The following is a 12,984-nucleotide window of genomic DNA, read 5'->3' as shown; positions in this document are numbered from 1 at the left end:
CCCGTCCAGGGTGTGTCCCCCGTGGGAACCGGCTGAGATTTTCTCCCAGGAGAGGATAGAGGCGTAGAAAAAGAAAAGCAAAGAACCGGGATGGTGTATGCTGCATCGCTCCCGGTGGGATTCCGAACTCTCACAATTGGGGAATGTTGTTCGATCTGGCAGTACAGACCGAATCGTCAAAGTCGGGTTCGCCTGTGAGCACGTCTTCTCAACAGCCTCCGCCTGGACGAAGAGGAGTCCTGTGGCGTCTCTGGTCGTGGTGGCGGTCGCTGAGTCCGCCGCAGCTGTTCGTGGGGGCCTTCCTTACGCTGATTCTTGCGGGGACGGTCGGGTTCATGACCCTGCCAGGCCTCTACGCCGGGCCGCCGCTGAACTGGGTCGACGCCCTCTTCACCGCCACGAGCGCGGTCTGTGTGACCGGGCTCATCGTGGTCGACACCGCCACGTACTTCACGACGTGGGGCCAGGCCTACGTCCTGTTGCTCATTCAACTTGGCGGGCTGGGCATCATCTCGTTCACGTCCGTCATCCTGGCGGCCCTCGGGCAGCGCCTGTCCCTGCGACACGAGCAGCTGGCCGGGAGCGGAACGAGCCTCGTGGACGACATCGACTACCGGGCGCTCACCTGGGCGATCCTTCGATTCACGTTCGTCGCCGAGCTGATCGGGGGCGTTCTGCTCTACGCCGCCTGGGTGCCCCGCTTCGGGTGGGGGGGCGCGGCGTGGCACGCCGTCTTCCACACGGTAAGCGCATTCTGCAACGCCGGGTTTTCGACGTTCACGACGTCGCTGGAGGGCTTTCAGGCCAACCTGCCGCTCCTGATGGTCGTGATGGGGCTCATTGTGGTGGGCGGGCTCGGCTTCCTGACCCTGGAGGAGCTAAATGTGTGGCGGCGAAAGCGCCGGGCCGAAGGGCGCTTTCGGCTGTCGGTGCACTCCCAGATCGTGCTGGGCACCACGGCCTTCTTGATCGTGGCCGGCTGGGTGGCCTTTACGGCGTTCGAGTGGCACAACACGCTGGCGGGGATGTCCGTCGGGGAGCGCCTCGTCAATGGCCTCTTCGCCAGCATCACCCCGCGCACCGCCGGGTTCAACACCATCGACTACGCGCAGGTGGAAACGGAGACGAACTTTCTCACGATCGTCTTTATGATGATTGGCGGCTCGCCCGGCTCCACGGCCGGGGGCATCAAGACGACCACTTTTGCGCTGCTCGGGCTCCTGGCCTGGTCGCGCCTGCAGGGGAGGCCCACCACGAGCATTTCCAGTCGTACCATTCCGGAATCCACCCTCCAGAAGGCCATGAGCCTCTTCATCGGGGCCTTCGGGATCGTGACGGTCGCCATCTTCGTCTTCAGTGTGACCGAGTTTGGGGACGGCGTGGCGGCCGGCGCTGCGCCCTTCCTCAGCTACATGTTTGAGGCGTTCAGTGCCTTCAACACGGTGGGGCTCTCGATGAGCGCGACGGGCACGTTGACCACGCCGGGGCGCCTGTGCACCGTCGTCCTCATGTTCATTGGCCGTGTGGGCACGCTTACCTTCGTGGCGGCGATGGCCCGCGAGCCGAAGCGCATCAAAGGCGGCTTCCGGTACGCCTACGAAGACGTGTCGATCGGGTAGAAGGCGTGGGAGTGAGAGGGGAAAGGGAGGAGTGGATGGAAGAAGGGAGAGACGAATTAATGCGTGAGGCGTGAAACGTGAGAGTACATGGAAATGTCGGTAGCGGGTCGATGTTAAGTGATGGCTTCGTTGTACCACTCCACGAACAGTTTTGTCGTCAGATGGAGCATTCGTTCTGACTGGGAGGCCGCTCGCGTCCGACGGACGTACCGTGCCAGCTTTTGCCGCAGTCGCCCAAAAAACCGTTCCACATGTGCCAACTCGCCACTGGACTTTCCGACCTGCCGATGGCTGGAATCGTCTTCAAAAACTGGGCGATAGGACTTCCAGAAGTCGCTGAAACTTCGGCCTTTCCGGTAGCCCTCCGGAATCCGGCTCCAGAGCCGTGCGCAGGTTTTTGCCGAGCGGTCTCCGATCACAAATGCTACGACCTGTCGAGTTCGACGGCATAGAGCGACCCAGAGCCACCGTTTGTTCGACCGTTTTCGGACGTATGTCCAGCATTCGTCGAGTTCAAGGGTGTCGTTGTCCCTGGCTGGCCGGAGGCCCTCAGCTACTGAGTCGGCTTCGTGTCCCTTTTTTCAAGCCACCGGTTCAGAGTATTGCGACTGATCCCAAAAATGCGACTGATTGCTCGTTTTGACCCGCGTTCACGGTAAGCCCGGAGAATCTTCTCTTTCTCCTCCTCGGAATAGCCCCGCGGCTCCGGATCGAGCACCTTATGGGCCCCACAATCCTTGCAGTGGTATTGCTGAGAGCCGCTCGCGCTGTGGCCGTTTTTGATAATGTTCGAGGAGCCGCACTCCCTACACTCATGGGTCTCTTTGATCATCGGACTGGATGGACTGGTGAGCCAAGAGCGACATCATTAAAACAGAGAGCTCCACTACGTGTTGAGCCGCTACCGAAATGTCTTGGGCCTGCCGTCCTGCCACAGCTCAACGGCAGGCCGGGCGGAATGGGGGAGCACCGACCGTCCAGTCCCGTGTCCCGCGTCGGGCATCACCTCGCACGCATCATCCATTCGTCCGGCTCGTAGCAACAACATTACGGCCCGTTCGCCCCTACTCGGATCTGCTTCAACACCGACTTCTACACCCTATGCATCGGTTCGTCATCGTAGGCCTTGGCAACTTCGGGGCCAGTGTTGCGGAGGCGCTGTACAGCCACGGCCACGATGTCATCGCCGTGGACGTCGACGAGCAGGCCGTCGACGACATCGCGCCGCACTGCTCCCGCGCGGCGGTGGGGGACGGGCGGGAGGCCGCCACGCTGGAGGAAATTGGCGCGGAGGCGGCGGATGCCGCCGTCGTGAGCACCGGCGACGACATCACGGCGAGCATCCTGGCTACGATGGCGCTGCAGGATCTGGGGGTGGACGTTGTCTACGTGAAGGTCATTTCGGACAACCACGCCCGCATCATGCGGCAGCTCGGCGCAACCGAGGCGGTCTTCCCGGAGCGCGACTCGGCCTTCAACCTGGCCAGCCGCATTTCGGAAAAGGGGGTCGTCAATTACGTGCGGATGGGCCGCAACCTCAGTGTGCAGGAGCTGGTGGTGCCGGAGGAGTGGCGGGGCCACACGCTCCGCGAACTCGACGTGCGGGCCGAGTACGGCGTATCGGTCGTGGGCATCCACGAGACGACGATCGACGACATGATCGTACCCCCCAATCCGGACGATACACTTCGGCACACCGACACCCTAATTCTGGCGGGGACGGACGAGGCGATTGAAAAGGTCGCCGACCTGGCCAGCGCCACGGCGGAGGAGGCGGAGTAGCCGAGAGGGCCGACCTTCTGTGGTCGCAGAGACGGTGTGGGCCGGGCCGGATACGGGCTCGTGGAGCGATCGGCCCCGTACGGATTCGGGTCGTGATCGAGAACGGTTGCTCGTCTCCACCACGCTAGGCTTTTTCACTGCTCACATCCGTCCGGCTGGGGGCGCGCCGCCGGGGATGAGGCCAACCCGACCAGACCATGAATGACTGGCAGCGACGTGTTGCGGCGGCGACGGGAGTCGTGGCGATGACGCTCCTAACGTACGCCTTCGTGTACCAGTGGGGCATGGCGGTGTACGAGGATCAGTCGGTGATGTATATCCAGGCACTGCAGGTGGTGATCGAGGCAATCACGACGGCGGGGTTTGGGAGCCACGCCCCCTGGTCGAGCCCACAGATGAACGCGATGGTGCTCTTCATGAACCTGACGGGGGTGCTGTTTGTCTTTCTCGCCATCCCGCTGTTTGCCGTGCCGGTGCTGCAAGATGCCTTCGAGCACCGCCCGCCGGAGACGTTTTCCGGGTCGGATCACGTCGTGCTTGCGCCCCACACGCCCCGCATTGAGGCGCTGATCGATGAGCTCGAGGCACAGGGCCGGGAGTACATCCTCCTTGAGCCGCGTCGCGAGCGGGCCCGGACGCTTCACGTCGACGGGTACCCGGTCGTGCACGGGGATCCGGAGTCGGTATCGGCGCTCGAGGGCGTTGACCTCCAGGCCGCCTCGGCGCTGGTGGTCGACGGGCGGGACGAGGTGGACACGAGCGTGATTCTTTCCGCGCGCGAAATCAGCGACGAGGTTCAGACCGTGGCCGTCATCGAAGACGAGGCGCTCGAACCCTACCACCGGATGGCGGGAACCGACCGTGTGCTCTCCCCGCGTCAGCTGCTGGGCAAGGGGCTGGCCGGGGAGATCCCGTTCCTGCTCCGCATGGCGGAGGATACGACGATCGGCATCGGCGAGGACCTGGAGGTTGCCGAGCTCGACATTGAGCCGGGAAGCCCGCTCTGCGACCAGACGATCGGCGAGCTCCGGCTGCGCGAGCGCTTCGGAATTGATGTGATTGGCGCCTGGTTCGACGGCGCGTTCGAGAGCCCCGTCGGCCCGAGTACCACCGTCAGTTGCCGGGCGCGCCTCCTCGTATCCGGGGGCCCCGACCGCATCCAGGCGTTGCGGCGCGAAGACAGCTCGACGCTTCAGCTGCGGAAGCGGCAGCGTGTCATCGTCGTCGGGTACGGACAGTCCGGCCAGGCGGCGGTCGACGTGCTGGCCGACACGGAGGCCCGGGTGACGATCGTCGACGCGAAGGATCGCCCGGACGTAGATGTCGTGGGCGACGCCCGGGATCCCGGGGTGTACAAAGAGGCCGATGCCGGAACGGCCGACGCCATCATGATCGATCTCGACGACGACACGACCACCCTGTTCGCCACACTCATCGCGCGGGACGCCAATCCCGCTGCGCACATCGTTGCCCGCGCGAACGCAGAGGAAAACGTGCGGAAGATCTACCGGGCCGGCGCGGACTATGTGCAGTCCCTCGCGTCCATCAGCGGGCGGATGATGGCCGCGACCGTCCTGGAGCGGGAAGAGGTCCTCTCGTTCCGGACGAAGATTGACGTGGTGCGCCTCCCGGCGGGCCGCCTGGCCGGGCGCACGCTCGCCGGAGAAGATGTGCGGGCCCGCACGGGCTGTACCGTCGTCGCGACGGTGCGCGACGGGGACGTGATCACGTCGCTCGATCCCGAGGCGTTCGTGGTTGAGGCGGACGACGAGCTCGTCGTCGTGGGCACGGACGAGGGGGTGCAGCGCTTCGAAGAGCGCTTTCTCCAGTAGCGAGGACCGTTCGCGTCCCGCCGAGGGAGCCTGTCCGACCGAACACATCTTTTTGCCGGGCAGGACGGGGGCGGGGGGCGACGAGGCATACAGGAGCCCCGACCGGGTCCCTCGGAAGGGCCTCCGTCGGCCCGGCGGGACTCACAAGTCTGCGTCGGAGCGGTGCCTGCTCGTATCCGCAGGGATGCGCTCTTCACGCAGCACGCGGGCGGCAGACCGGAACGAGATGCCCTGTGTGTTGGCGCCGGTGATCATGAGCGTCTCCACAACGGGCGGCGCGACCGGCTGCTTCGCGTGCCACCGCACGATGAAGTTGGCCCCCACGCCGCCCCGGATGTCGTCCGTGTCCACCACGACGTACGTGGAGGCGAGCGGCTTCAGGGTGCGGGGCGTGTCGAGGTAGGCACGCACGTACTCGCCGCTGCTGTCGTAGTAGTCGATGGTTGACAAGACGAGAGGGCGATCCGGGCTCGTGTTGCGGATGCTAAGGGTCGTCGCCAGGTTCATGGACCGCTGGGCATCCCGGACGTAAATGTGAGAGTAGGCGGGCACGTAGAGCGTCTGGCTCCGGACGCGCGTCGTCGGTGCTCCCCGGTTGCTGGGGGACGAGGAGGGGGCCGTCGGCAGACTGTCGAGGTGGGAGGCAGGCGGCTCGATATTCGCATCCCGGTCGGAGGGCCCACACGCGCAAAGCGCCCCGACCAGAACGAGGACCAGTGGAAGTGTCAGCCGACGAGGCGGAGACGGAAACCGCATGAGAAGAACCTCTTGTCTTCCTGGGAATTCCTCCAAGGCGCCGGCCGGTGCGGAGCTGCGTTTCAGGGAGGCCCTCGGAGGCCTGATTGAGGTCGTCATCGGGACTCTCCTTTCAGCACTCACGCGCCGGATTGATCCGAAGAATCGTTGTTGTCGTCCGCCTCGCTCCCCGATACGTTGTAGATCATCGCCAAACGGGCCCGGCTCTCGCCCCCAATGGCCGCCGGAATGACGACTCCGTTACGGACATGCGGCGTACGCCCCAAACCGCCCGGCCCCTCCCGCTGTTGGGGATTTGCATTTCATGTTGAAAGAAAGCTCCAATCATGGCTCAGTCAGGGGACCGATCTCCAACGGCACGCCTGGGGCTTCTCGACGCCACGATGGTGGGGATGGGGGCCATGATTGGGGCGGGCATCTTCGTTCTTACGGGACTGGCCGCGGAGATTGCGGGGCCGGCGGCCATCCTGGTCTTTGCACTCAACGGGGTGGTGACGGTCCTCACGGGCATCTCGTACGCGGAGCTCGCGAGTGCCATTCCGAAGAGCGGCGGCGGGTACGTGTTTGTCCGAGAGGTCTTTTCGGGGCCGACCTCGTTTCTCATGGGGTGGATGCTCTCGTTTGCCTACATGATTGCGGGGGCGCTCTACGCGCTCGGGTTTTCCTCCAACTTCGTCGAGTTCGTCCACCTGTACTGGGCGGGGCTGCCCACGGGGCCCGTGTGGCACATTCTGTACGCCCTGACGGTGGTCGGCCTCTTTGCCCTGCTCAACGCCGTCTCCACGGAAGCCAGCGGCGGGGCGGAGACCGTCGTCACCATCATCAAGATCATCATCCTGCTCGTCTTCGCCGGGTTTGGCGCCTTTGCCGTGGAGGGGAGCAACTTCGAGCCGTTCTTCGCGAAGGACGACTCCTCGGTCGCAATATTGAAGGCGATGGGCCTCACGTTCATCGCCTTCGAGGGGTACGACCTCATCGCCACCGTCACCGAAGAGGTCGAAAACCCCCGGGAGAACATCCCGAAGGCGATCTTTATCAGCCTCGTTGCCACGGTGGCCATTTATCTGATCGTCGTATGGGTGGCCATCGGCACGCTCGGGGCCGAAGAGCTCGGGCGGGCCGGCGAAACGGGCATCGCGGAGGCCGCGACGAGCTTCATGCCGACGATTCCGCTGCTGGGGGAGGGCGCCGCGCTCATCGTCTTCGGTGCCGTCTTTTCGACGGTGAGTGCCCTCAACGCCGTCGTCATCGCGTCCAGCCGGGTCGTGTTCGCGATGGGGCGGGAGGATCAACTTCCGAATCCCCTCGGCCAGATCAGTGCGCGGTTTGGCACCCCCCTCGCGGCCGTCGTCGTGAGCGCCGCCGTGATGCTCGGAAGCGTGGTCTTCCTGCCCATCGAGCAGGTGGGGCGCGTGTCGAGCCTCTTCTTCCTCGTCTCGTTCGTGGTGGTCAACTGGAGCGTCATCCGCCTGCGCAACCGGCGCCCCAACATGCGCCGCCCCTTCGAGATGCCGTTCTACCCGGCCATCCCCATCCTCGCCATCGTGTTAAACCTCGTGCTCGCCTACTTCCTGCTCCGCGACGACCCGTACACGCTGGTGCTGGGGGTGGGGTGGATCGCAATCGGCGGTCTCGTGTACGCGGCACTGCAGTGGCGCCGGACGGAAACGGAGGCGGCCGGGGCGTAATCCCTCTCTCATCGATTCCTGCTCCCCCATGAGCGTATCCGGAAAAGACCTTCGCATCATTATCGCCGGCGGCGGCGAGGTTGGCTTTCGCACGGCCGAATTTCTCGACGAGCGCGGGCACGATGTCGTCGTCATCGAACGCGACCCCGACCGGTGTCAGGAAATTGCCGACGAGTACGTGGCGACCATCATCGAGGGCGACGCGACCCTGCCCGAGATCTTCCAGCAGGCCGGGCCGGAACAGGCCGACGTTCTGGCGGCGATGTCGGACCATCCGCTGACCAACCTCGCCGTGTGCATGATCGGCCAACGGATGAACCCGGACCTCCACACCGTGATGCGGACCGATGCCGAGACGGGCAACGCCCACGCCGAGCTCGTCGACGCGGTGATCTATCCGCGGCGGGCCAGTGCGCTGCTGGCGGTCAACGCCATTTTGTCCGGGGATGTGCGCTCGCTGGAGCACGCCATGGGGGTGCTCGACATCGCGGAGGTGCGCATCGGGGAGGACGCGCCGGTGGTGGGCAAAGTGCTGGACGAGATCAGCCTCCCGGAAGGCAGTCTCGTGGTGAGCGACGTGGAGGGGGCGCGCGTGGCCCGGGCCGACACGGTGATGAAGGCCGGCCAACGCTACATCGTGGCCGCCGAGCCGGACGTCATCGAGGAGGTGATGCGGCTGCTGCGAGGATAGCGGCCCGCCCCCAATCGTCCTGTGACAAGGGGCCCGGTCCGCACGTCCCTCGGGGTGGAACGGTCAACGGGACGCGCCTTGTTCTCTCTTCACATCAGTCTGCCTGGGTGGCCCGCTCGGCCATTTCGGCCGCCTCCTCCCCGTGGCGTACCACGATGATCGGCACGTTAACGGCCTCTACGATCTGTTCCGGCATCGTGCCGAAGAGCACCTCTCGGACCGAGGGCTGGGTCTCGCCCAGCACCACGAGGTCGTGCTCGCCGGCCCACTCCACGATGGTGTCGGCCGGGCTGTCGGCGGCCACGGAATTGAGTTCCAGCAGGCCCGCTTCGATGCCGGCGCTCCGCATCCTCTCCGCGGCGGGCTCCAGCACGTCCTCGCGCGAGGCGGCGGTCGTTTCGTCTCCTTCGAGAATGTGGAGGAGAGTCACCCGGGCGGTGCCGTCCTGGCAGAGGTCGGCGACGAAGGGGGCGATCTCCCGCACGTTCTGGATCCCGCGCAGCGGCACGAGGACGCGGCGCAACTGCTCCACCGGGCCGGGAATCAGCACGGCGTCGCAGGACTCCTCCACGCTCACCCGACTGATGGTGTCCAGCTCGTCGCCCGTAAACACGAGGCGCGTGGTGACCTCCGCCCCGGCCTCTTCGAACCGCCGCGCCGCCGCGCCGAGCGTGTCCTCGGCCTCGGCGCCGAACTGGTCCCGCGCCTGGGCCGGGCTCGTCTGCTCCGGCACCGAAAACCACCCGAGGAGGACCACGCGCAGGGGCGACAGTGCGTCGATGAGTGCCGGCGACAACGACTCCGGTTCGGGCAGTTCCACGTCCACGAGAATGGAGGACGGCGGCGTAATCGAGCTCATGACGACGAGATCTCAGAAATGGTGACGGCACGCGCGTAGAGGAGGTACCATCCTGCCGTGGCGAGCAGGATCCCGCCCCCGATTGCAATCGACAGCGGGTTCATGAAGGCCACGAGCCCGAAGCTCGTGAGGGCGCCGAGGACGGGCACGACCGGATATCCGGGGCACCGAAAGGAGGGCTGGTACCCACTGGGGGGCGACTGCCGAAGGACGAGGAGGGCCACGCAGATGAGGCCGTACATGAAGAGGTGCAGCAGCGAGGCGACCTCGGCCAGCACCTCCACGCGCCCGAAGAGGATGAGGGCCACGATGATTCCGCCGGTCAGGAGCAGCGCCACGTGCGGCGTGCGGTACCGCCGGTTGATGCGCTCGACCTGGCTCGGCACGAGCTCATCCCGGCTCAGGGCGTAGATGGAGCGGGAGGCGCTCAGGATGGAGGCGTTGGCGCTCGACAGCGTGGCGAGCAGCCCGCCGCCCAGGAGGGCCGCGGCGCCGAACGTCCCGGCGATGCTGCGCCCCACGTTCACGGCGGCCGTTTCCCCCATCTCGGCGAGGGACTCGCTGCCTAGCAGGCTGGTGCTGATAAAGATCGTGAGCACGTAGAGCGTCCCCACGAGCAGCACGCTTCCAATCATCGACCGGGGCAGGTTTCGGCTCGGGGCCTTGATCTCCCCCGCCACGGTGGCAATCTGCACGAAGCCGAGGTAGGAGGTAAACACCAGCGCCGCGGTGGTCAAGACGGGCATGGTGCCGTACGGGAAGAATGCCTCCGGCGTCTGCTGCCGCCCGAAGACGCCGAGCGCATCCAGCCCGCCGTGGCCGAGGAAGCCCGCGAGGATGGCGAGCAGGCTGCCCACGATCCAGTTCTGCAGGTCGCCCGTGTTCTCCGTCCCCGTGACGCTGACGCCCGTCAGGAGAATGCCCATGCCGAAGGCCAGGCCCACCACGGGAAGGGGGAGGGTGACGCCCAACTCGCGGGCCAGGTCGGACAGGTAGTGCCCGAAGCCGATCAGGTAGAACGCCGAGGCGAAGATCAGGCCCAGCCACTGCCCGACGCCGACCATGCAGCCGAGGAGGGTGCCGAGGGCGCGGGAGACGAAAAAGTATCCCCCACCGCTCTCGGGCATGGCCGTAGCGAGTTCGGACGTGGGCAGGGCCACCAGCAGGGCGATGACGGCCCCGATGGCGAAGGAGAGCATGGCCGCCGGCCCGGCCCTGCCTGCCGCGAGCCCCGGAAACACGAAGATGCCGGCCCCGACCATGGTCCCGGTGCCGATGGCCAGGGCGGGGACCAGCCCGAGCGTACGCTCCAGTTCCTCCTGGTTCGCAGAAGACTCCGGCATACGATTCGTGGTGGTTGTTATCAGGAGGGATATCGACCGACGATCCGGTGCATAGCGTCCAGCCGGTTCCCGGCATCGTCAGGCCAGCACGTCCCGGAACGAAATTTCTTCGGCGGCCAGCACGAACACGGTTGGCGGCAGGCCTGCGGTGCGTTCGTGCAGGCGGGTGTAGTACGTCACGTAATCGCCCTCCTCGTCCGGCGTCGCCATGCCCAGAAAGACAATGTCGGCGTCGGCGGAGGCGTCGTGCACGATCTCGTCGAAGATGCGCCCGTCGGCCTCAATCACGTTGAGCGCAGCGCCCGTCCGCAGCTGGTCCAGAATGGGGCCAACCGTTTGGCGCTGCTCTTCGGCCTCCTCGTCGTCGTCGGCCACGACGTTGACCCGCACCTGTGCGTTCTGCCACTCCAGGTTCGTCTGCAACAGGTAGGCAAGGATTTTCATGAGGCCGCCATTGCCCTTGAGCCCGCTCCACCACACGTCGATCCGTTCCCGATTCCCAAAGCCCTGATTGCCCCCGCGGAGGACCGCGACGTTGCGCCGGGCCGCGTACAAGTGTTTGATGAGGGTGCAGAACTGCTCGTGGTGGGTCGGGTCCTCGGTGTGCCCGAGCATGATGGTGTTGGGCTTGAGCACCCCGAGCCCGTAGTCCTCAATGAGCCGCTCGCCGCCCGCGAACGGATCCTCCGCCGTCGTGGTGCGGACGAGGCTCTGCACGCCCCGGCTTCCGAGGTACTCACGGAGGGTGGCTTCCGCCTCCCGCTGCGCCTCGAAGTCCGACGCCTCGCTCGGGCGAAGCACCGTGCCCACCGTCATGAGCGCCTGGTTGTGCGTGAGGGCGCTCGCCAGCTCGATAACGGGCCAGCGCCGCCGGGGCGCGCCCGAGAGCACGAGGATGTGCGGCCGCCAGTTCTTCGGGTCCGGGTCGGCGTTGAGGTGCAACAACCCCGCTCGGGTCAGGCTCATCCAGAGGCCCTGCCGCACGTCGCCCCACGTTGCGCGCAGGCTGCGGCGCTGGAGCCAGGCGAAGACGGCAAACACGAACACGATGGCAATGAGCGTCGCCCACCAGTTGATGAGAAACATGACCGCCGTACATCCCGCCGCGCCCAGCAGCGAGAGCGACCAGTGCACCTTGAACTCGGGCCGGAAGGAGGGACTGTCTAGGAAGGTCTCCACCCCGGCGGCGACGTTGAGCACCGCGTACGTCGTGAGGAAGAACATCGTGAGGACCGGGGCAATGGCGTTGAGGTTGCCCATCATGACGGCGCCCAGGGCGAGCCCCAGCGTGAGGACCGTACCGCCCCGCGGGATGTTCTCCTCGCCGGCCCCCTTCCCCAGCCACTTCAGAGACTGGGGAAGGACGCCGTCGAGCGCCAGCGCCTGCAGCACGCGCGGGGCGCCGAGGATTGACCCGATGGCGCTGGAGAGCGTGGCGCCCCAGACGCCCAGCAAGATGGCGTCGCCCCACCACGCCATCCGCCGCATGATGAGCGTGTCTTCGATCAGGGTCGCGGAGTTGGCCCACAGGCCCAGCAGAAGGGGCAGCGTCATGTAGACGAGGTACCCCACCCCCACGGCCCCGAAGGTGCCCCACGGAATGGCCTTATTGGGGTTTTCGAGGTCGCCGGACAGGTTGACGCCCGCCATGATGCCGGTCACCGCCGGAAAGAAGACGGCGAACACCTCCCAGAAGCCCGCGGCCTGATTGGCGTCTACGGCCCCCCACATCCGAATGTCGGATTGCTCCACCGGGCTCCCCGCCACCAGCGACACCAGCGAGACCACAATGGCCGCGAGAATGAAGTACTGCGCCTTGATGGCGATATTCGGAGACCCGAGGGCGAGCACCGCCACGAGAATCGTGATGATGAGGCCCACGATTTGAATCCCAGAGAGGCCCAGCACGCTCAGTGTGCTGAGCGTCGGAAACGCGTTGATGACGCTTTCGGCAAACCCAACCGTGTAGAGGGCCACGGAGAGCCCCTGTGCGATGTAGAGCGGGATGCCCACGGCCCCGCCGATCTCGATCCCAAGCGACCGGCTGATCATGTAGTACGCCCCCCCGACGCGTACCCGCTGGTCCGTGGCGATGGCTGCGATCGAGAGCGCCGTGAGGAAGGTAATGCCCGTCGAGATGGTGACGATGAGCAGCGTCCCCAGCAATCCGGCATTGCCGACCACCCACCCGAACCGCAGGTACATGATGACGCCGAGGATCGTCAGGATCGACGGCGTAAACACGCCGCCGAACGTTCCGAGGCCGCCGGGCTTTCCCGACGCCACGACCTCCTCCTGGTCGGCCTCGGCGGAGCGTTGGAGTGAATCGAGGTCGGGTTTCATTGCCGGGAGCGAGTGGTTCGAAAGAATGAGTGTCGGTTCCCTTCACGCGAGCGTACTCCGCACGCCTCCGC

Annotated in this window: 10 protein-coding genes; 5 read left to right on the top strand and 5 right to left on the bottom strand. The window is 65.8% G+C overall.

Going from position 1 to position 12,984, the window contains the following annotated elements:
* The first annotated feature begins 194 nt into the window (after positions 1–194).
* The gene (locus SRU_RS11940) at positions 195–1,619 is read left to right on the top strand and encodes a TrkH family potassium uptake protein (RefSeq protein ID WP_011404993.1); all 1,425 of its coding nucleotides are present in this window, start codon (positions 195–197) and stop codon (positions 1,617–1,619) included.
* A gap of 113 nt (positions 1,620–1,732) precedes the next feature.
* On the opposite strand, the gene SRU_RS11935 is transcribed toward SRU_RS11940, so the two are convergent.
* Positions 1,733–2,451 (bottom strand): IS1-like element ISSru2 family transposase gene (locus tag SRU_RS11935; RefSeq protein ID WP_118841017.1). Its coding sequence is split into 2 segments (ribosomal slippage): positions 1,733–2,202 and positions 2,202–2,451, totalling 720 coding nucleotides; the frame shifts between segments, so codons are not numbered across the junction.
* Between the two features lie 269 nt (positions 2,452–2,720).
* Here SRU_RS11935 and SRU_RS11930 point away from each other — a divergent pair.
* The gene (locus SRU_RS11930; RefSeq protein WP_043552532.1) at positions 2,721–3,401 is read left to right on the top strand and encodes a potassium channel family protein; all 681 of its coding nucleotides are present in this window, start codon (positions 2,721–2,723) and stop codon (positions 3,399–3,401) included.
* A 197-nt stretch (positions 3,402–3,598) separates the two neighbouring features.
* Positions 3,599–5,233, top strand: coding sequence for a potassium channel family protein (locus tag SRU_RS11925; RefSeq protein ID WP_011404991.1), 1,635 nt, complete (start codon positions 3,599–3,601; stop codon positions 5,231–5,233).
* 141 nt (positions 5,234–5,374) lie between these two features.
* On the opposite strand, the gene SRU_RS11920 is transcribed toward SRU_RS11925, so the two are convergent.
* On the bottom strand, positions 5,375–5,989 hold the full coding sequence (locus tag SRU_RS11920) for a DUF3124 domain-containing protein (RefSeq protein WP_118841308.1): 615 nt from the start codon (positions 5,987–5,989) through the stop codon (positions 5,375–5,377).
* 326 nt (positions 5,990–6,315) lie between these two features.
* On the opposite strand from SRU_RS11920, the gene SRU_RS11915 reads away from it, so the two are divergent.
* Both SRU_RS11915 and SRU_RS11910 read left to right on the top strand, forming a co-directional pair.
* The gene (locus SRU_RS11915) at positions 6,316–7,677 is read left to right on the top strand and encodes an APC family permease (protein ID WP_011404989.1); all 1,362 of its coding nucleotides are present in this window, start codon (positions 6,316–6,318) and stop codon (positions 7,675–7,677) included.
* A 28-nt stretch (positions 7,678–7,705) separates the two neighbouring features.
* Positions 7,706–8,368, top strand: coding sequence for a potassium channel family protein (locus SRU_RS11910; protein ID WP_011404988.1), 663 nt, complete (start codon positions 7,706–7,708; stop codon positions 8,366–8,368).
* A 94-nt stretch (positions 8,369–8,462) separates the two neighbouring features.
* Here SRU_RS11910 and SRU_RS11905 read toward each other — a convergent pair whose 3' ends face one another.
* From SRU_RS11905 to SRU_RS11895, 3 genes are all read right to left on the bottom strand, one after another.
* Positions 8,463–9,227, bottom strand: coding sequence for a universal stress protein (locus SRU_RS11905; protein WP_011404987.1), 765 nt, complete (start codon positions 9,225–9,227; stop codon positions 8,463–8,465).
* Entirely contained in the window at positions 9,224–10,570 is a 1,347-nt protein-coding gene (locus tag SRU_RS11900) for an APC family permease (protein WP_011404986.1), read from the bottom strand. Before SRU_RS11900 ends, SRU_RS11905 begins: the two co-directional genes overlap by 4 nt.
* A gap of 78 nt (positions 10,571–10,648) precedes the next feature.
* Positions 10,649–12,913: a Na-K-Cl cotransporter gene (locus SRU_RS11895; RefSeq protein WP_011404985.1), complete on the bottom strand. Its 2,265-nt coding sequence runs from the start codon at positions 12,911–12,913 to the stop codon at positions 10,649–10,651.
* Between the last annotated feature and the right edge of the window lie 71 nt (positions 12,914–12,984).

This window comes from Salinibacter ruber DSM 13855 (genome assembly GCF_000013045.1).
GTDB lineage: Bacteria > Bacteroidota > Rhodothermia > Rhodothermales > Salinibacteraceae > Salinibacter > Salinibacter ruber.
This window is presented reverse-complemented; position numbering and strand designations above follow the sequence as displayed.

Coding starts and splice junctions, on each gene's coding strand:
- SRU_RS11930 (WP_043552532.1), top strand. CDS start 2,721: ATGCATCGGTTCGTCATCGTAGGCCTTGGCAACTTCGGGGCCAGTGTT.
- SRU_RS11925 (WP_011404991.1), top strand. CDS start 3,599: ATGAATGACTGGCAGCGACGTGTTGCGGCGGCGACGGGAGTCGTGGCG.
- SRU_RS11920 (WP_118841308.1), bottom strand. CDS start 5,989: ATGCGGTTTCCGTCTCCGCCTCGTCGGCTGACACTTCCACTGGTCCTC.
- SRU_RS11915 (WP_011404989.1), top strand. CDS start 6,316: ATGGCTCAGTCAGGGGACCGATCTCCAACGGCACGCCTGGGGCTTCTC.
- SRU_RS11910 (WP_011404988.1), top strand. CDS start 7,706: ATGAGCGTATCCGGAAAAGACCTTCGCATCATTATCGCCGGCGGCGGC.
- SRU_RS11905 (WP_011404987.1), bottom strand. CDS start 9,227: ATGAGCTCGATTACGCCGCCGTCCTCCATTCTCGTGGACGTGGAACTG.
- SRU_RS11900 (WP_011404986.1), bottom strand. CDS start 10,570: ATGCCGGAGTCTTCTGCGAACCAGGAGGAACTGGAGCGTACGCTCGGG.
- SRU_RS11895 (WP_011404985.1), bottom strand. CDS start 12,913: ATGAAACCCGACCTCGATTCACTCCAACGCTCCGCCGAGGCCGACCAG.